Origin of the sequence: Salegentibacter maritimus, assembly GCF_016236975.1 — a bacterium.
Taxonomy (GTDB): Bacteria; Bacteroidota; Bacteroidia; order Flavobacteriales; family Flavobacteriaceae; genus Salegentibacter; species Salegentibacter maritimus.
The window spans coordinates 121,812-139,284 of record NZ_JAEHNY010000001.1; the positions used below are offsets into that span (position 1 = coordinate 121,812).

Annotated in this window: 18 protein-coding genes; 10 read left to right on the plus strand and 8 right to left on the minus strand. The window is 37.2% G+C overall.

Features of this window, described 5'->3' with window-relative positions; translation table 11 throughout:
* Positions 1 to 2: 2 nt before the first annotated feature.
* Genes I6U50_RS00565 through I6U50_RS00575 form a run of 3 tightly spaced genes read right to left on the minus strand, consistent with a single transcriptional unit; the run spans position 3 to position 2,280 of the window.
* Positions 3 to 233 carry a PspC domain-containing protein gene (locus tag I6U50_RS00565; protein WP_193710505.1) on the minus strand — a complete coding sequence of 77 codons (231 nt, stop codon included), beginning with the start codon at positions 231 to 233 and terminating at the stop codon, positions 3 to 5.
* A gap of 18 nt (positions 234 to 251) precedes the next feature.
* Entirely contained in the window at positions 252 to 1,532 is a 1,281-nt protein-coding gene (locus I6U50_RS00570; protein WP_198637476.1) for a DUF2851 family protein, read from the minus strand.
* A gap of 43 nt (positions 1,533 to 1,575) precedes the next feature.
* Positions 1,576 to 2,280, minus strand: coding sequence for an SGNH/GDSL hydrolase family protein (locus I6U50_RS00575; RefSeq protein WP_198637477.1), 705 nt, complete (start codon positions 2,278 to 2,280; stop codon positions 1,576 to 1,578).
* Between the two features lie 59 nt (positions 2,281 to 2,339).
* Between I6U50_RS00575 and I6U50_RS00580 the strand changes: the two genes are divergently transcribed.
* Both I6U50_RS00580 and I6U50_RS00585 read left to right on the plus strand, forming a co-directional pair.
* A complete protein-coding gene (locus tag I6U50_RS00580; RefSeq protein ID WP_198637478.1) occupies positions 2,340 to 2,897 on the plus strand; it encodes a hypothetical protein in 558 nt (185 codons plus the stop codon).
* Positions 2,898 to 3,182: 285 nt separating this feature from the next.
* Positions 3,183 to 3,530 (plus strand): hypothetical protein, encoded by a 348-nt coding sequence (locus tag I6U50_RS00585; RefSeq protein ID WP_198637479.1) that lies wholly within the window; start codon positions 3,183 to 3,185, stop codon positions 3,528 to 3,530.
* A 60-nt stretch (positions 3,531 to 3,590) separates the two neighbouring features.
* Here the strand turns inward: I6U50_RS00585 and I6U50_RS00590 are convergent, their stop codons facing one another.
* From I6U50_RS00590 to I6U50_RS00600, 3 genes are all read right to left on the minus strand, one after another.
* On the minus strand, positions 3,591 to 5,696 hold the full coding sequence (locus tag I6U50_RS00590) for an amino acid carrier protein (protein ID WP_198637480.1): 2,106 nt from the start codon (positions 5,694 to 5,696) through the stop codon (positions 3,591 to 3,593).
* A gap of 97 nt (positions 5,697 to 5,793) precedes the next feature.
* Entirely contained in the window at positions 5,794 to 6,774 is a 981-nt protein-coding gene (locus tag I6U50_RS00595) for a PLP-dependent cysteine synthase family protein (protein WP_198628264.1), read from the minus strand.
* Between the two features lie 80 nt (positions 6,775 to 6,854).
* On the minus strand, positions 6,855 to 8,087 hold the full coding sequence (locus I6U50_RS00600) for an ABC transporter permease (RefSeq protein WP_193710498.1): 1,233 nt from the start codon (positions 8,085 to 8,087) through the stop codon (positions 6,855 to 6,857).
* Between the two features lie 9 nt (positions 8,088 to 8,096).
* Here I6U50_RS00600 and I6U50_RS00605 point away from each other — a divergent pair, with 9 nt between their 5' ends.
* Positions 8,097 to 9,326: an exo-beta-N-acetylmuramidase NamZ family protein gene (locus I6U50_RS00605; RefSeq protein ID WP_198637481.1), complete on the plus strand. Its 1,230-nt coding sequence runs from the start codon at positions 8,097 to 8,099 to the stop codon at positions 9,324 to 9,326.
* A gap of 181 nt (positions 9,327 to 9,507) precedes the next feature.
* Positions 9,508 to 9,693 (plus strand): PLDc N-terminal domain-containing protein, encoded by a 186-nt coding sequence (locus I6U50_RS16130; protein WP_394370605.1) that lies wholly within the window; start codon positions 9,508 to 9,510, stop codon positions 9,691 to 9,693.
* Here the strand turns inward: I6U50_RS16130 and I6U50_RS00615 are convergent.
* Positions 9,690 to 10,184: a YkgJ family cysteine cluster protein gene (locus I6U50_RS00615; RefSeq protein WP_198628267.1), complete on the minus strand. Its 495-nt coding sequence runs from the start codon at positions 10,182 to 10,184 to the stop codon at positions 9,690 to 9,692. The genes I6U50_RS16130 and I6U50_RS00615 overlap by 4 nt on opposite strands.
* A 35-nt stretch (positions 10,185 to 10,219) precedes the next feature.
* Between I6U50_RS00615 and I6U50_RS00620 the strand changes: the two genes are divergently transcribed.
* Both I6U50_RS00620 and I6U50_RS00625 read left to right on the plus strand, forming a co-directional pair.
* Complete coding sequence (locus tag I6U50_RS00620; protein ID WP_198637483.1) at positions 10,220 to 10,954, plus strand: class I SAM-dependent methyltransferase; 735 nt, start codon at positions 10,220 to 10,222, stop codon at positions 10,952 to 10,954.
* A 29-nt stretch (positions 10,955 to 10,983) separates the two neighbouring features.
* Positions 10,984 to 11,763 (plus strand): zinc metalloprotease, encoded by a 780-nt coding sequence (locus I6U50_RS00625; RefSeq protein ID WP_198637484.1) that lies wholly within the window; start codon positions 10,984 to 10,986, stop codon positions 11,761 to 11,763.
* Positions 11,764 to 11,894: 131 nt separating this feature from the next.
* Here the strand turns inward: I6U50_RS00625 and recQ are convergent, their stop codons facing one another.
* On the minus strand, positions 11,895 to 14,090 hold the full coding sequence (recQ, locus tag I6U50_RS00630) for a DNA helicase RecQ (protein ID WP_198637485.1): 2,196 nt from the start codon (positions 14,088 to 14,090) through the stop codon (positions 11,895 to 11,897).
* 84 nt (positions 14,091 to 14,174) lie between these two features.
* Here recQ and I6U50_RS00635 point away from each other — a divergent pair, with 84 nt between their 5' ends.
* From I6U50_RS00635 to lptB, 4 genes are read left to right on the plus strand one after another with little or no spacing between them, the layout of a single operon-like run.
* Positions 14,175 to 15,140, plus strand: coding sequence for a KpsF/GutQ family sugar-phosphate isomerase (locus I6U50_RS00635; RefSeq protein ID WP_193710491.1), 966 nt, complete (start codon positions 14,175 to 14,177; stop codon positions 15,138 to 15,140).
* On the plus strand, positions 15,140 to 15,967 hold the full coding sequence (tatC, locus tag I6U50_RS00640; protein WP_193710490.1) for a twin-arginine translocase subunit TatC: 828 nt from the start codon (positions 15,140 to 15,142) through the stop codon (positions 15,965 to 15,967). The genes I6U50_RS00635 and tatC overlap by 1 nt, the downstream gene beginning before the upstream one ends.
* Positions 15,968 to 15,969: 2 nt before the next feature.
* Entirely contained in the window at positions 15,970 to 16,323 is a 354-nt protein-coding gene (locus tag I6U50_RS00645; RefSeq protein ID WP_193710489.1) for a carboxymuconolactone decarboxylase family protein, read from the plus strand.
* A gap of 43 nt (positions 16,324 to 16,366) precedes the next feature.
* Positions 16,367 to 17,107: an LPS export ABC transporter ATP-binding protein gene (lptB, locus tag I6U50_RS00650; protein WP_193710488.1), complete on the plus strand. Its 741-nt coding sequence runs from the start codon at positions 16,367 to 16,369 to the stop codon at positions 17,105 to 17,107.
* The last annotated feature ends 366 nt before the right edge of the window (positions 17,108 to 17,473 follow it).

A 17,473-nucleotide genomic window follows, 5' to 3' on the forward strand; every position in this document is an offset into this window, starting at 1 on the left:
ACTTAAAGATCAAAAACTGACGTTCTTTTAGTATATACAAGATCTTTAAGCTTTAGCCAAAAAGCCAGGATTAAATAAACCACAAACCAGGAACCAAGGGTAAAAAAAGATGCATAAATAAAAAACAAACGCACACTTTTAGCGCGCATTCCTAATTTATCGGCCACTCGTGACGACACGTAGAAGCCATGTTTTTCCAAATAATAACGAATATTGTGTACCATTCTTGTCATCCCCACAAATATAATACTTTAAGCCTTTCTCTGTAATAATTTTACACCAATAGCACAATCAAGGCATTTATTGAATTCACAATAGCGTTGTTTTAACTGTACCATTGCCTGAGAGTGCAGGGAATTTTCTACACAGTCTTTTTTAAGCTCATTATAATTTTGAATAATTTTATTATTCTCGGGAGGTAATTGTTCCATTAAAGATATCAGCTCCTCCACTTTACCATTTCCCATCGCTTTAGAATAACAAAATTGTAGTGGGATAATCGTATTAATAAGCAGTAGATTTTTATAAGCCAGGCTTAAAGATTTTCTTCTTTCTTTATGTTTCTTTTGAAATGTAAAATGTGTCTTCCAAAAATTAGAAGTTTCTATCTCCAGAATTTGGTAAACCACTTCCAGGGATTTTGAAACAATTAATTCTGAAAATAATTTTCTATGCTTATGGTAAAGCGAAGCCAGTTGAGACAATCTTATATTTGGAAAGTTATCTGGCCTAAGCCTAAAAAATTTAGGTCTTATCACACCTAAATTTGATAGTTTATATTTATGGCTCAAATAGGCATATTCCTTTTTAAGCTCAAGAAAATATGGAATATTAAGTTGTTTTTCCAGCAAACCACATTGCCCAAAAAGCAAAGCTTCCATCTGTAAATTATTTTGGGAAGCTTTTTGTAAAACCGAAAATTTGAAGCTTTGCGCCATACTTAAAAATGCATCTCCATTCAGGTTTAGTCCAAAATTTTTAGCCAACATCTGAAATAAAACCGCTTCCCAGTTATTTCCAGATTTTTTTAATAAGTCCTGAATAAGCACCGACTTTTCTTCCAGGCGTTCTATATAAAGGCGCTCCTGCCAATGTCTTAAGGTGAAACTACTGGTATTCTTGAAGCTTTTTCCGCAATTAATCCAGTTTTGAGAGGAAACAAAAAGTTTTTGATACCCGGAAATTAAGCTCCTATCTACTAAATTTTTAAGACTTAAAGCCGGAATTGTACTCTTATTACGCCTTTGCACCTCAACATCATCTTCCCAAACCACGTGCAAAATTACATTATCGTAATTGCGATCGTTTTCGTGCTGATGAAAATACCAATCGGAAGCTTTTATATGCAACTCTACATTACCAGCCCAAACTTGATCTCCAATTTTAACCCGGGCATTAAAAAAATCGGGACCTGAATTATAGTTATGAGTTCCGGTATCTATTAGAAGTACCTTCTCTCCTTGCGTAGTAACAGCATTGGTAAAATCGAATTTCTTATATTTCCAGAGATAATGTAAAAAGTCTTCCCGCATCTTTTAAAATTAAAAAAATACGGTTCAAAATGTATTGTTTAGACTACCGTGGCAACATTTGGGGGATATCATCTATAATCTCATCCACCCAATAACGATACATCAATTCACTTGGGTGTAGACCATCGGGTGCAATAAGTGCATCATCCCTGGCGGCTTCTCTGGATATTGGAGTTATGTTATAAAAGTCAACTTCAAATTCTCCCGCCACCTTTTTAAATACAGCATTAAATTGATCTATTTCCGTGGCAATAGTTTCAGCGTTTTCCTGCCCAAAAGGGGTTACCCCATAGTCTGGGATACTCACTGCAAAAACACCCTTTTCCCGTTGTTTTGAATGATTAAGGGCCAACTTAAATATTTCACGTAACTCTTTCTCATAAGCTTCAATACTTTTTCCCTGGTATTGATTATTAACACCAATTAGTATAGAAACAAGGTCAAATTTCCTGGTATAATTTAGCTCAGATCGCATAACGCTTAAAAGATTTCCGGTAGTCCAGCCTGTTTTTGCTATAATTTTAGGTGGGGCAACTTTATATCCTCGCTCTCTTAACCTCACTGCAAGTTGTACCGGCCAGCGTGCACTTTCTGGCACACTCTCGCCTATTGTGTAAGAATCACCAAGCGCCAAATAACTATAATCCATAGCATAGGAATTCCCGGTTTCTGAATCTTCAGAAATAACATTTGAAGTGCCACAGCCAATTATAATAAAGCTTAAAAATATGATGTAAAATTTGTTCATGGTAAAACTTTTAAAAAGCGTATTTTGCAGCAATTTAAAACATTTACAGCATTTGTGACATGAAATTAAAGTTCATTTTTCTTCTATTAAGTGTTTCATTATTTGCCCAGGAAAATCCCGCAGCAAGCTTTTGGAAGCAACTTCAACAACATTGCGGAAATACTTATGAGGGTGTTATTACAAAAGATTTGGGGAATGATGATTTTGCCAATAAAAAATTACTGATGCATGTAAGGTCTTGTAATGAAAGTGAAATTAAAATTCCATTTTTTGTAGGGGAAAATAAGTCCCGAACATGGATTTTAAGATTTAAGAATAATAGAATTCAACTAAAACACGATCATCGAAAACCTGATGGAAGTGAAGAAGAAATTACACAATATGGTGGTATTTCTACCAATACCGGCTTATCAAATGTTCAGGTTTTTCCTGCAGATACGGAAACCGCTACACTACTTCCTGCCGCAGCAACCAATGTATGGTGGATAACCTTAGATAAAGAATCTTTCACTTACAACCTTAAAAGAATAGGAAGAGAAGGGCATTTCACAGTAAAATTTGATCTTTCAAATCCAGCAGCCACTCCTGTAGCACCCTGGGGTTGGGAAACAAATTAATTTTAATCATCTTTATCCGGAACAACCAACCCAAACAATGTTTATTATTTAGGCGAAGTTCTCAAATCTTAAAAAACTTATTTACCATCATTTATAAAAAGTGAATTACAGAACAGGAATGAAATCAACCCAGAAAAACACAACAAACACCCCTTCTTCACCTTCTGAAAAGAATAAACCCAAGAGTGCATTTTCAAAATTCTTTTCAAAATTGGGTTATTCCATCTGGATGATAGTTATGGTAGTTGGCGGGGTACTTGCATTTTTAGTTTCCCTGTTTTTACTATGAAAAGCTTAAAAACAGTATTTATTTTATATTGTATTGTTTTTACTATACTTCAACTTTTCTATTTTTTAGATCAACCTATCCCAGGTTTTATAAGAAATTACCTGGCAGATTTTCTTTGTATGCCTATTGTTTTAAGCATTTGTCTTTTTGTGGTACAGCTAGTTAAAAAAGATAAAAGCATTCGCTTAAACATAAGTACGATATCATCGGTTTTTTTAATGTACAGTATTTATTTTGAAATGATACTTCCTCCTATTCATTGGCGATATACCGCCGATTATAGAGATGTTTTACTCTATTTAGCAGGAAGTATCATTTTCTATTTTCTACAAAAAGCACCTTAAAAAAACAGGTCAAAGATCAGGATGGTCCATCAAAACCATCCTGATTTTTAGTTTTGCGAACTAGGCTTCAGCTTTTCTAAACTTTTCACTGATATATAAACTTCCCGCTTGAAGTCGGTCCCAATAAACCGCCATATCATTTCGCACTTCAGAAGACATAATATAGAGCCCTATAATATTTGGAAAAGACATAGCCAGAATCATCATATCTGAAAAACTAAGCACAGCACCTAAACTGGTTGAAGCTCCCAATACCACAAATAGTAAAAACATGATTTTATAGACCATTTCTGACTTTACGCTTTTTCCGAAAAGGTAGGTCCAGGACCTCATTCCGTAATAAGACCAGGAAACCATGGTAGAAAAAGCAAATAAAAATACGGCAAAGGCAAGCACAGCCGGAAACCAGGAGATCACGCTACCAAAAGCATCAGAGGTAAGTTCTACCCCACCAAGTCCGTTTACTTCGTGCATTCCCGTAAAGATAAGAACCAGGGCGGTCATAGTACACACCAACATAGTATCGATAAAAGGTTCAACCAGAGAGGTAAAACCATCGGCAATAGGGTTATTGGTTTTAGAAGCACTATGTGCAATTGCGGCAGAACCTACTCCTGCTTCACTGGAGAAAGCGGCACGCTGTAAACCAATAATCAAAACTCCTATAAATCCACCTTTCATGGCATCAGCCGAAAGTGCACCATTATAGATCGCAGAAAAAGCTCCGCCAATGTTTTCGATGTGTGTACCAATTACAATAGAGCAACCAATAATATACACCATGGCCATAAAAGGAACTACTTTACCGGTAACCCGGGCAATACTATTAATTCCTCCAATAATAACCACTCCAACCAGAATAGCGAAGAAAACACCAAACCAAAAGCCATGACCTTCCAGAAAAGGCATTTGTTCTGATACAATTTTAAACGCCTGGTTAGATTGAAGCATATTTCCGCCCCCAAACGAAGCTCCAACTCCCAATACTGCAAAAAGACTGGCCAGGAACTTCCCCAGGGTCTTCATATTTCTTTTTTCTAAACCATAGCGTAAATAATTCATGGGGCCACCAAAAATTCGGCCTTCACTATTTATAAATCGGTATTTCACCCCAAGGGTACACTCTACAAACTTTAAGGACATAGCAAAGAAACCGGCTAAAAACATCCAAAAAGTTGCGCCTGCACCCCCTAAAGAAATAGCAACGGCTACCCCGGCAATATTTCCAAGCCCAACTGTGGCCGAAACCGCAGTTGCCATAGCTTGAAAGTGCGTAATTGTTCCTGGTGCGTTTGGATCGTCATATTTTCCTCTGGCTAAATCTATAGAATGTCCAAATCCGCGAATATTTATAAAACCTAACCTAAAAGTGAAAAATATACTTCCAATAATTAACCACATTACAATAAACGGAATGGAGTTTTTCTTTTTATCGCCATTTGGGTGTAATAGTGGTTGTGGTTCGGCATAGATTATTTCTGCAAGCATATGGGCATCCTGCTCTATAACATCACTGGTACTATTAGGGTCAAAAATAATTTGCCCATCTTCTACCAAATAACTGAGTTTCCCTTCAACCGGAGATAAAACAGTAATCTCTTCTCCTGCATCGCTTTCAATAATCGCAATTTCATCACCCTCTTTAACCTCACTTTCCTTTTCTAGCAACCATTTTTTTAGGGTATAGGCTTTTTCATTTGTGGCGTCCCATTGTGGGATGGGAACCTGTTTACTGGGTGTGTAAACTATGGGATCAAAAAGACCCAAAGACGCAAATGGGTCCCAAAAAAGAATTCCGCCAAGAAAATCTACCGCAGGTTGAACATTACTATTGAATATTTCGGTTATAGATTTTGCCGGAATTGTAAAAGAAGTAGTAAGGGTATTGTTATTGGCATCGGTCACTTTAACGGTATGCTTCATACCCTCTATAAGACCTGTAGATTTTTTGGCATCTAATGCGGTAGATTGATTAGTCCATTTGTATTGGTATGGTGCTTTACCTCCGGTAACTTTAACTTCGGCGATGCCATTATTGATTTCACGGGACGGATTTTCTAAAATCACCTCTATTTCAAATCCCGAATTATTTTTTTTGTTTTCCTGTGCGCTGGTAATGGCTGTTAGCATTAAGAATATACTTGTAAAAAGCCATAAATTCCTCATAAAATAAATCTGTTATATTAATATTTAATTTTAAAATATTCTTCCTAACCAAGCCTTCTAATTTATAGGTCACCTAAAATCAGTTAGCTCTCATAGGTTAATCTAAAAAGCCTTGTTTTCTCATCCAATCGTCGTTAAAAATTTTACCTACGTAGCGGCTACCATGGTCATGAAACAAAACTACCACAACATCGTCTTTGGTGAAATGTTCTTTTAACTGAAGCAAACCTTTTGCTGCCGCTCCTGCCGAGTTTCCTAAAAAGAAACCTTCTTCTTCGGCTAGCTTTCTGGTATAAATAGCAGCATCTTTATCGGTTACTTTGGTAAAACCGTCAATTACACTAAAATCTACATTTTTGGGCAAAATATCCTCCCCAATCCCTTCGGTTACGTAGGGATAAATTTCATTTTCATCAAACTCACCGGTTTCGTGGTATTTCTTAAAAACCGAGCCGTAGGTATCAATACCCCATACTTTAATATTGGGATTTTTTTCTTTTAAATATTTACCAACCCCCGAGATAGTTCCTCCGGTACCAACTCCTACCACAAAATGCGTCACTTTCCCATCGGTTTGTTCCCAAATTTCGGGGCCGGTACTTTCATAATGCGCTTTGGTATTTGCCAGGTTGTCGTATTGATTCACATACCAGGAATTTGGTATTTCTTCGGCCATTCTTTTTGAAGTCGAATAATAAGACCTGGGATCGTCTGGTGCTACTTCGGTAGGGCAAACTACTACCTGGCAGCCTACCGCTTTTAAAATATCAATTTTCTCTTTGCTCTGTTTATCAGAAAGCACGCAAATCATTTTATAACCTTTCACAATGGCAGCAAGTGCGAGCCCCATTCCGGTATTCCCCGAGGTACCTTCAATAATAGTTCCTCCCGGTTTCAATTTCCCGGTAGCTTCAGCTTCTTCCACCATTTTTACAGCCATACGATCTTTCACCGAATTCCCCGGATTAAAAGTTTCGTATTTAGCCAAAACAAGGGCATCAATCTCTTTAGTAATCTTATTCATCTTCACCATAGGGGTATTCCCAATGGTTCCCAATATATTATCTACATAGTCCATGTCTCTATTTTTGAATTTGCAAAGGTAAAAAATTGAATCTACTTCAACAGAAATAGCAAAATCTCTTGATTTTTTAAACTTTATTCAAATTTTATAGCTCTGGACGGAGAAATTTTTGAAATTATTACTGAAGGAATAATCAGCATTAGCATACACAAAACCAGCGTACCTAAATTTACGGCAAAAATATAGTCCCAGTTTAGATATACTGGAACCTCAGTAACATAATAGGTTGCCGGGTTTAATGGAATTAGTTTAAAATATTTCTGAATTAACAACAGCCCCAGCCCTATTAAATTCCCCCAAAAAAGTCCCTTTACAATAAGATACCCCGCATTGTAAAGAAAAATTTTTCTAATACTCCAGTCGTTTCCACCCAGTGCTTTTAGAATACCAATCATTTGGGTACGTTCCAAAATTAAAACCAATAAAGCCGTAATCATATTTATTCCCGCCACCAAAATCATAATTCCTATAATTAGCGCAATATTAAAATCGAAAAGTGCGAGCCATTCAAAAATGGAATAATAATTTTGGGTAATGGTTTGGGTGTCTAAAAACGAGCCTGTGTTTTCATAAACCTCCTGGCCTTTTATATCAATTTCATTAAAATCATCCAGGAAAATCTCAAAATTCCCTACCTGATTAGCTTCCCAACGATTAAGGCGTTGTATATGGCGAATATCTGCCAATACATACAGCTTATCAAACTCCATAAAACCCGAATCGTAAATTCCGGTAATCACAAAGCCACGGGTTAAAGGGCGTTCACTTCCATCCCTTAAAAAGTAGGTGGGTACTTTATCGCCTACACTTAGTTGAAGTCTATTAGCCAGATAAGAAGAGATAATAACCTCATCATTTAATTTATCTTCAACATTGGGCAGCTCTCCTTCAACCAAAAAGTCTTTAAAATAGCTCCAGTTATAATCGGTTCCTACCCCTTTTACCACCACCCCTTCAAAGTCGGTTTCAGTTCTAATAATCCCAAACTTGGTAGCTACCGCCTGTACATGGGCGATGCCGTCTATGGAATTGAATTCAGGGTAAAATTCCTGGTTTTTATCTACCGGTGTAAGGGTAACCTGCGAACTATTATTATCGTAATTAGAGATATTGATATGCCCGTTGAACGCGGCAATTTTATCCCTTATTTTTTCCTGCAAACCAAGTCCTGTGGCAAAAGAAACCAACATCATCACCACTCCAATAGCAATTGCTGCAATTGCTATTTTTATAATAGGTGCAGAAATACTACTTTTATGATCTTTACCGCCAATTAGGCGTTTAACAACAAAAAATTCAAAATTCAATCTATCACAATGCTTAAAAGGTTATTCAAAAGTACGTTTTTATTCGCTTTTATAGGTATTCTTTCCTGCGGAAACCAAAATAAGAAAGAGCAAAACTCAAAAGATATTGCAATTACTAATAAAGAAGTTGAAGATCAGGAAATAATACTGGCAGCCAACCGTACCCAAGCCTATCTTCCACTCCTGGAAGGAAAAAAAGTAGGGATTGTAGGAAACCAAACTTCTATTATGAAGAATAAAGAAGGAGGATTTACGCACGTGGTAGATTCGTTACTTGCCCTGGAGGTTAACCTGGTAAAAGGTTTTGCTCCCGAGCACGGTTTTCGCGGCACTGCTGATGCGGGAGAAGCAGTAGAAGACGGTAAAGATGCACAAACCGGTCTTCCGGTAATTTCACTTTATGGCGATAACAAAAAGCCAAAAGCCAAACAATTAAAAGAGCTTGATGTTTTAATTTTTGACCTGCAAGATGTAGGCACAAGATTTTACACCTATATTTCGTCTTTACATTATGTAATGGAAGCCTGTGCTGAAAATGATGTGGAGCTTATTGTTTTTGATCGCCCTAACCCAAACGGCCATTATATAGATGGACCAATACTGGAAACCGAATTCAAAAGTTTTGTGGGGATGCACCCTATTCCTACAGTTCATGGATTAACTATGGGAGAATACGCAAAAATGATAAATGGCGAAAAATGGTTAAAAGAAGGTATTCAATGTAAGCTAAAGGTAGTAGAAATGGAAAATTACAACCACTCCAAAGCTTACGATCTTCCGGTAAAACCTTCTCCAAATTTACCCAATGCCCAGGCAATAAACCTATACCCAAGTTTATGTTTCTTTGAAGGCACAAATGTAAACGCCGGTCGTGGAACCGATAAGCAGTTCCAGGTATTTGGCTCCCCCTATTTAGCTGAAGATTATTTTGATTTCACCTACACGCCAACATCTAAAGCCGGGGCAAAAAACCCAAAACACTTAGAAAAAAAATGTTATGGAAGAGATCTTAGCGAAATACAACCTATAGATAAAATAAATTTAGAATGGCTCATTGAAGCTTATCAAAACACCGAAAATAAAGACACATTCTTTAACGCCTTTTTTACCAAACTGGCCGGAACTAAACAATTGCAGACTCAAATAGAAAAAGGATTATCTGCAGGAAAAATAAGGGAATCTTGGCAAGAAGGATTAGCAAAATTTTCAGAAAAACGAGAAAAATATTTACTATATTAAGGTAAGATACCTCGTGGTAAATCAACGAGGCATTAAATAGAAAGATTTATTATTTCGAGGTAAGCCTCGGAGTCCCGATAATTATCGGGATAAATCTTGATTATCGGGTAAATATTTCATTGTGATCAATATAGATACTTCTGGCTTTTGGGCTTCGGCTTTTATGCTGGCCGTCCTAATGATGGCAGTGTTAGCTATTGTAAGTTTATTAAGAAAGAACTTCAAAGGAAGGCATCAACTAATTTGGCTACTAATAATTATCTTCTTGCCATTGTTTGGACCAATCTTGTATTTTTTAATTATAAAAAGGTACCGAAAAGTAAACCTAGTAAAGAGAAGAGTAGGTTATTTCAGGCAAAAACATTAGACTTTTAGCCTTCTCTTCATCTCCTCAACAATATTAAAAGCAGCAGGACATATTGCGGTATTTTTTAAGGTAAGATTAGATATTTTATGAAAATCTTTTCGATCTGTATGAGGGAATTCCCGGCAAGCTTTTGGTCGCACCTCATAGATTAAACAATAATTATCTGCTGCTAAAAATGTACAGGGCACCTGCTGTAACACATAATCTTTATCTTCATCTATACGCAAATATTGTTCAATAAATTGCTGAGGCTTTAGTTTTAAATGCTTGCTAATGCGTTCTATATCTTTATTGGTAAAAAGAGGGCCGGTAGTTTTACAACAATTAGCACAATCCAGGCAATTGGTTCGGGAAAATTCCTCTTCGTGCATTTCCTGCATTTGCCTATCCAGGTTTTTAGGCGGCTTTTTTCTAAGCTTTGCAAAAAACTTCTTATTTTCCTTATGCTTATCTTTGGCCTTTTCAGGGAGATTTTTCAGGATTTCTTCCATAGGGCAAAGATATAAAACCAGGCAATACCGAATTCATGAATCAGGAAACTTCAATAAAAGATATTTTTGGAAAAGCTATCTCTGCTTTTTATCACAAAAAAGATACGACCGACATTACGGTACATTCACCAGATTTTGACGATGATGTGATTCCGGTTCCTTATTTGTTTAGGGAGTATGCCGAAATGCCTGCTTTAGAGCAAAAAGCCTTACAACTTTGTACCGGCAATGTTTTAGATGTAGGTTGTGGAGCAGGAAGCCATTCGATTTATCTTCAGCAAGAAAAAAAATTAAAAGTTACGGCTATCGACACTTCTACAGGTGCTGTTGAAGTTTGCCGTCTTCGCGGAATTAAAGATGCACGAAATATTGATTTTTTTGAATTAAAAGGTGAAAAATTCGATACCATATTATTACTTATGAATGGTAGCGGAATTATTGGGAAGTTAAAAAACTTAGATAGATTCTTTAAAAAAGCAAAGCAACTACTTCATACCGGTGGTAAAATACTGCTGGATTCTTCAGATCTCAGTTATTTATTTGACCGCGATGAAGATGGTGGGATTTGGGTAGATTCTGAAGCGGCTTATTATGGTGAGTTGCAATTTAAAGTTTCCTATAAAGGAGAAAGCTCAAATTACTTTGACTGGCTTTATATAGATTTCCAGACGCTTAACTTTGCCGCCGAAACCAATAATTTTAGTTGCAAGCTTATAAAAAAAGGAAAGCACTTCGATTATTTAGCTGAATTACAGCCTTTAAATCAATAAATTTCTATTTTTACAAAAAATGCCTTTTAATGTTTAAATATAAATACACACTTCTTTTAATTTTTATTTCTCTGTTAAGTGTTTCATGCTCTTCAGACAATGCCGAAGATGATGTAACACCGGGAATAGATAAAACCGCAAACTTACAAGGTCTTGGTGATTCTGCTTCGCAGCTTTTAAGCGACGCTGAATTTACTTCTATGAATATAGAAATTGTATATGTAAACGGATTTGCCCCCAGCCAGGCCGCCCTTTCCAATTTTAAAAAATTCCTGGAAGAACGTACTTTTAAACCCGATGGAATTAAAATTAACCTGAGAGCAGTTTCATCTTCCGGAAAAGCACCGTTCACTATAGAGGAAATTGTAGATATTGAAGAAGAAACCCGCACTGCCTATAATGCTGGAGATGAAATTGCCGTGTATATCTATATAGCCGATGGAAAAAGTGAAAAAGATGAAGAAAACAAACTAACACTTGGCTCGGCATTTAGAAATACATCCATGGTTTTATATGGTGCCACTATAGACGATTTTGCTTCCAGGCCAAATGCCCCTGTTAAAAGCGATATTGAATCTGCAGTATTAAATCACGAATTTGGCCATTTATTTGGGCTGGTTGATATTGGTACAGAGCCACAATCTGACCATAAAGACGATGATAACGAAGGACATTGCAATGTAGAAGATTGCCTGATGCGCGCTTCTATTGAATTTGGAAGCGGTATTCTAGATGAGATTGAAGGCGGCCGAATTCCTGAATTAGGCCCCGAATGTATTAGAGATCTTCAAGCCGCCGGTGGTAGATAATTTTACCCTCCCGTCAAGCTGAACTTGTTTCAAGCTTTTAAAATGTTTAAAACTACAAGTTTCTTAGACGCTGAAACAAGTTCAGGGTGAAGATTCTAAAAATCAATAGAACGCTTCTGCTCCGTCAACCTCTAGTTTGCCACTTCACTAATAAATTTAATTCGGTATAAACGAAGTTCTTCATCGTCATAATCGCCATCAAACTCCTCAATAGCTTCATCAATTTTATCGGTTTCAGCTTCTAAAAAGTATTCATGGATTTCTTCCTGCTGGTCTTCATCTAAAATATCATCTATCCAATAGTTAATATTCAATTTGGTGCCACTATAAACAATAGCTTCCATTTCCTTAATAAACTCGGGCATCTCCATTCCTTTAGCCGAAGCAATATCATCTAAAGGCAGCTTTCTATCTACATTTTGAATAATATAAAGTTTTAAAGCCGAATTTGCCCCGGTAGATTTGACTACCAAATCATCTGGCCTAATAATTTCATTTTCTTCAACGTAACGCTGAATTAAAGCCACGAATTCTTTTCCAAACTTTTTCGCTTTATTCTCACCTACCCCATAAATATTGATTAGTTCTTCTATAGAGATAGGATATTTAATGGCCATATCTTCCAGGGAAGGGTCCTGAAACACAACAAACGGAGGAACCTCATTTTTTACGGCAACTTTTTTTCGTAAATCCTTAAGCATTTTTACCAGCGTTTTATCTACGCCTCCACCGGCTTGATTTGCTGCAGGAACGGCTTCGGTAGTACTGTCAAAAATATGATCATCTGTCATCATAAAAGACCCCGGATTATCTAAAAACTCTTGCCCCCTGGGTGTAAGTTTTATCACACCATAAGTTTCAATATCTTTCTTTAGATATCCCGCGACCAAAACCTGTCTAGTTAAGGCCATCCAATATTTTCCGTCCCTATTCTTTCCTTTTCCAAATAAAGGATGAGAATCGGTTTTATGTGATAAAATAACAGCATTAGATTTCCCAATTAGTGTTTTTACCACTTCTTTAGATTTATATAGCTGTTTGGTTTCTTTCACAGTTTTTAGAAGAAGCTCCACTTCTTCCCCGGCTTCATGTTGTTTCTTGGGGTTTCTAACATTGTCATCCATGGAAGCCCCTTCACCGTTCTCTGAGTCAAATTCTTCTCCAAAATAATGTAGAATAAACTTTCTTCGGGAGATTGAAGTTTCGGCATAAGCTACTACTTCCTGTAAGAGGGCGTGACCAATTTCCTGTTCGGCCACAGGTTTGCCACTCATAAACTTCTCAAGCTTTTCTATGTCTTTATAAGAATAAAAAGCAAGGCAATGCCCCTCTCCGCCATCTCTACCGGCACGACCGGTTTCCTGGTAATAACTTTCTATGCTTTTGGGAATATCATGATGAATAACAAAACGAACATCAGGTTTATCTATCCCCATACCAAATGCAATAGTAGCCACAACTACATCAATATCTTCCATAAGAAACTGATCCTGGTGCTTACTTCGTTTTTTTGCATCCAGCCCGGCATGATATGGCACAGCATTTATTCCATTTACCTGTAAGGTTTGAGCAAGCTCTTCTACCTTCTTCCTGCTTAAGCAATAGATAATTCCCGATTTTCCGCTATTCTGTTTAATAAACCGAATTATATCTGCATCTACGTTTTTTGTTTTGGGTCTTACCTCGTAGTATAAATTTGGACGGTTAAAGCTGGCTTTAAATGTTCTGGCATCAGGAATCCCCAGGTTCTTTAGAATATCCTCCTGGACTTTTGGTGTTGCGGTAGCCGTTAGCGCTATAATAGGAATGTTATCCCCAATACGTTTAATAATACTTCGCAAATTACGATATTCGGGTCTAAAATCGTGCCCCCATTCACTAATACAATGAGCCTCATCTATGGCCAAAAAAGATATTTTTTGTTGCTTTAAAAACTCAACATGGTCTTCCTTGGTAAGCGATTCAGGAGCTACATAGAGCAACTTACAAACACCGTTTTCGATATCGGCTTTCACCTGCTTCACTTCAGTTTTATTGAGGGACGAATTAAGTACATGGGCTACGCCATGTGCTTCAGAAACACTACGAATAGCATCTACCTGGTTTTTCATTAAAGCAATAAGGGGCGAGACCACAATGGCTGTTCCTTCTTCAATCAACGCAGGGAGTTGGTAACATAGGGATTTTCCCCCTCCGGTGGGCATTACCACAAAAGTATTATTTCCTTTTACAATACTGGTAATCACCTCTTCCTGAAGCCCTTTGAACTGACTAAATCCAAAGTACTTCTTTAGCTGTTGGTATAAATCAATTTCCGTCAAACTCATTCAATTGTCTTACAATTTTACATACATTTGCATAACTAAAGATACATATTTCTTTAAACTCACAATCCTTAATTTTATCAAAATTTGAAACTGAAGGAAAAAATTCTTACCGCAGCTAAAGAAACCATTTCCATAGAGGCCAAAGCAATTGCAAACCTGGAAAATGTTATTGATCATGAGTTTGCATCAGCCGTAGAACAAATATACAAATCTAAAGGCAGGGTAATCCTTACGGGGATAGGAAAAAGTGCTATTATTGCTACCAAAATAGTAGCTACCTTAAATTCTACCGGAACGCCGGCTATTTTTATGCATGCAGCCGATGCTATTCATGGAGATCTTGGTACCATTCAAAAAGACGATGTGGTAATTTGTATTTCTAAAAGTGGAAATAGTCCAGAAATAAAAGTACTGGTACCTTATATTAAAGATTTCCAAAACCTGCTTATAGGAATTACGGCAGATAAGAATTCTTTTCTGGGTAAAGAATCTGATTTTGTGTTAAACTCTTTTGTTGAAAAAGAGGCCTGCCCAAACAATCTTGCCCCTACAACCAGCACTACTGCACAAATGGTTATTGGCGATGCCCTGGCTATTTGCCTTTTAAAGCTGAAAGGCTTTTCCCGAAAAGACTTTGCTAAATACCATCCCGGTGGCTCCCTTGGGAAGAAACTGTATTTAAGGGTAAGCGATATTACGGCTCAAAACCTGAAACCCCAGGTAACTCCCGAGACTTCGGTTACCGATGCGATTATTGAAATATCTGAAAAAATGTTAGGGGTAACCGCAGTGGTTGAAAACAATAAAATTATAGGAATAATAACCGATGGTGATATTAGGCGAATGCTTAAAAACAACACCAACTTTAAAGACCTTAAGGCCATCGACATTATGAGCCCAAAACCAAAAACCATAGAACAGGATTCCCTGGCGGTAGACGCTTTAGAATTGTTGGAGGCAAATAAAATCTCCCAATTACTGGCCGTAGAAAATAATACTTACGCAGGTGTTGTACATATCCATAATTTAATTAGAGAAGGAATTTTATAATGAAGCAAATTGGCACCCCTGAACCAGAGATGTCCTTTTTGGACCATTTAGAAGATTTAAGATGGCACTTAATAAGAGCGGTTATCTCTATAGTAATTGCCGGCTCTATAGCCTTTCTTTTAAAAGGATTTATCTTTGACGTATTACTTTTTGGCCCAAGTAGAGGCGATTTCTTTTCTTACGACATGCTATGTAGAATTTCTACATCACTTGGCCTGGATGCCGGGTTTTGTTTTGATGAAATGCCTTTTAGAATTCAAAGTAGAACCATGGGCGGGCAATTCTCTGCCCACGTATGGACCTCTATAACGGCCGGGTTTATTATTGCGTTTCCTTATGTTATTTACCAATTTTGGAAGTTTGTGGCTCCCGCCATGCACGATAACGAGCGAAAACACGCCAAAGGATTTATTTTTATAAGCTCCCTACTATTTTTTATTGGAGTTGTTTTTGGCTATTATGTAGTAACTCCTCTATCTATAAATTTCCTCGGAAAATACCAGGTTAGTGAAGCCGTTTTTAACGATTTCGATTTAAGTAGTTATATAGGCCTGGTTAGAGCTTCAGTGCTTGCCAGCGGACTTATTTTTGAATTGCCCATCGTGATTTATTTCCTAACCAGGGTTGGGGTAGTAACACCGCAATTCTTAAAAAAATACCGAAAGTATGCTTTGGTAATTGTACTGATTCTATCAGCTATAATAACCCCTCCCGATATAGTGAGCCAGATAATTGTCGCTATTCCGGTACTGATTCTTTATGAAGTAAGTATTCTTATTTCAAAAGTAATCTATAAACAAGAACAAAGAAGAATTAACAAAAGATAGCTATGAGCAATAAAGTTGACGAATTCAATGCTTACCGTCAGCAGATGAACGATAAAATTCTTGGCGAAAACAATAAGGTGCTTAAAAGAATTTTCAATTTAGACACTAATGCCTTCACCGAGGGCGCTGTAGATAAAAAAACAAAGGAACTGCTTGGCCTGGTAGCCTCGTTGGTTTTAAGATGTGACGATTGTGTAAAATACCACCTGGAGTCCAGTTATAAAGAAGGCTTAAGCCGTGACCAGGTAATGGAAACCTTAAGCATTGGTACTCTAATCGGTGGTACTATTGTTATTCCACACCTGCGAAGAGCCCATGAATATTGGGACGCCTTAGAAGATGCTAACCAGAAATAGGCTGGCATAAAAAATGTACCTTAGCTGTAAATCACTTTTTTAAATGAAACTACGTGCCGAAAATTTAGTTAAAGCCTACAAAGGAAAGGAAGTTGTAAAGGGTATCTCTTTGGAAGTTAACCAGGGGGAGATCGTTGGTTTGCTTGGGCCCAATGGTGCCGGAAAAACCACTTCTTTTTATATGATCGTTGGGCTTATTAAACCAAATTCGGGCAATATTGTTTTAGACAAAGTGAATATCACCAAATATCCAATGTATAAAAGGGCACAACATGGTATTGGTTATCTTGCCCAGGAAGCTTCGGTTTTTAGGAAACTAAGTATTGAAGACAACATAATGAGCGTGCTCGAACTCACCGATCTCTCTAAAGAAGAACGCCATGAAAAAATGGAAACCCTTATTGAAGAATTTGGATTAAACCATATTCGTAAAAATCGAGGTGACCTTTTAAGTGGTGGGGAAAGAAGACGTACTGAAATTGCACGCGCACTTGCAACCGACCCAAATTTTATTCTTCTGGATGAACCTTTTGCGGGAGTAGACCCCGTGGCAGTAGAAGATATTCAAAGAATTGTAGCCCAATTAAAAAACAAAAATATAGGGATTCTTATTACCGACCATAACGTACAGGAAACCCTTGCTATTACAGATCGTACTTACCTAATGTTTGAAGGAAGTATCCTAAAACACGGGCAACCCGAAGAACTTGCCGAAGACGAAATGGTTCGAAAAGTTTACCTGGGCCAAAACTTCGAACTTAGAAAGAAAAAAATATTTAAGTAATTAATAAGTTACAGATAATTGCTGCTCCTTAAAAGCTTTACTTTCCAGACAAGAGCTTAAAAGACGTCATGCTAAACTTATTTCAGACTCTATCCCGAATTTTGTTTTGGAGTCAAATACAAAAGTGGCTGTCTGAAAACTTCCTAAAATCCTCATCCTGAATTTATTTCAGAGCCTGCCCCGATTCTTTATCGGGGAGGTAAAATATTGGTAATCAAAACATCTTAAAAGCTGAAACAAGTTCAGTTTGACGAAACCAGACATTTCAGACAGCCTCGACGATCTAATGCGGTTTTATCTAAACAGTAAACTAACTTGGGGCAAGCCCAAGAGACATTCGTTGGAAACAAATTTTTAATTTCGAGG

Bases quoted from the DNA above. Each gene is read 5' to 3' on its own strand.
- I6U50_RS00565 (WP_193710505.1), bottom strand. From the start codon at position 233: ATGACAAGAATGGTACACAATATTCGTTATTATTTGGAAAAACATGGC.
- I6U50_RS00570 (WP_198637476.1), bottom strand. From the start codon at position 1,532: ATGCGGGAAGACTTTTTACATTATCTCTGGAAATATAAGAAATTCGAT.
- I6U50_RS00575 (WP_198637477.1), bottom strand. From the start codon at position 2,280: ATGAACAAATTTTACATCATATTTTTAAGCTTTATTATAATTGGCTGT.
- I6U50_RS00580 (WP_198637478.1), top strand. From the start codon at position 2,340: ATGAAATTAAAGTTCATTTTTCTTCTATTAAGTGTTTCATTATTTGCC.
- I6U50_RS00585 (WP_198637479.1), top strand. From the start codon at position 3,183: ATGAAAAGCTTAAAAACAGTATTTATTTTATATTGTATTGTTTTTACT.
- I6U50_RS00590 (WP_198637480.1), bottom strand. From the start codon at position 5,696: ATGAGGAATTTATGGCTTTTTACAAGTATATTCTTAATGCTAACAGCC.
- I6U50_RS00595 (WP_198628264.1), bottom strand. From the start codon at position 6,774: ATGGACTATGTAGATAATATATTGGGAACCATTGGGAATACCCCTATG.
- I6U50_RS00605 (WP_198637481.1), top strand. From the start codon at position 8,097: ATGCTTAAAAGGTTATTCAAAAGTACGTTTTTATTCGCTTTTATAGGT.
- I6U50_RS16130 (WP_394370605.1), top strand. From the start codon at position 9,508: ATGGCAGTGTTAGCTATTGTAAGTTTATTAAGAAAGAACTTCAAAGGA.
- I6U50_RS00615 (WP_198628267.1), bottom strand. From the start codon at position 10,184: ATGGAAGAAATCCTGAAAAATCTCCCTGAAAAGGCCAAAGATAAGCAT.
- I6U50_RS00620 (WP_198637483.1), top strand. From the start codon at position 10,220: ATGAATCAGGAAACTTCAATAAAAGATATTTTTGGAAAAGCTATCTCT.
- I6U50_RS00625 (WP_198637484.1), top strand. From the start codon at position 10,984: ATGTTTAAATATAAATACACACTTCTTTTAATTTTTATTTCTCTGTTA.
- recQ (WP_198637485.1), bottom strand. From the start codon at position 14,090: ATGAGTTTGACGGAAATTGATTTATACCAACAGCTAAAGAAGTACTTT.
- tatC (WP_193710490.1), top strand. From the start codon at position 15,140: ATGAAGCAAATTGGCACCCCTGAACCAGAGATGTCCTTTTTGGACCAT.
- I6U50_RS00645 (WP_193710489.1), top strand. From the start codon at position 15,970: ATGAGCAATAAAGTTGACGAATTCAATGCTTACCGTCAGCAGATGAAC.
- lptB (WP_193710488.1), top strand. From the start codon at position 16,367: ATGAAACTACGTGCCGAAAATTTAGTTAAAGCCTACAAAGGAAAGGAA.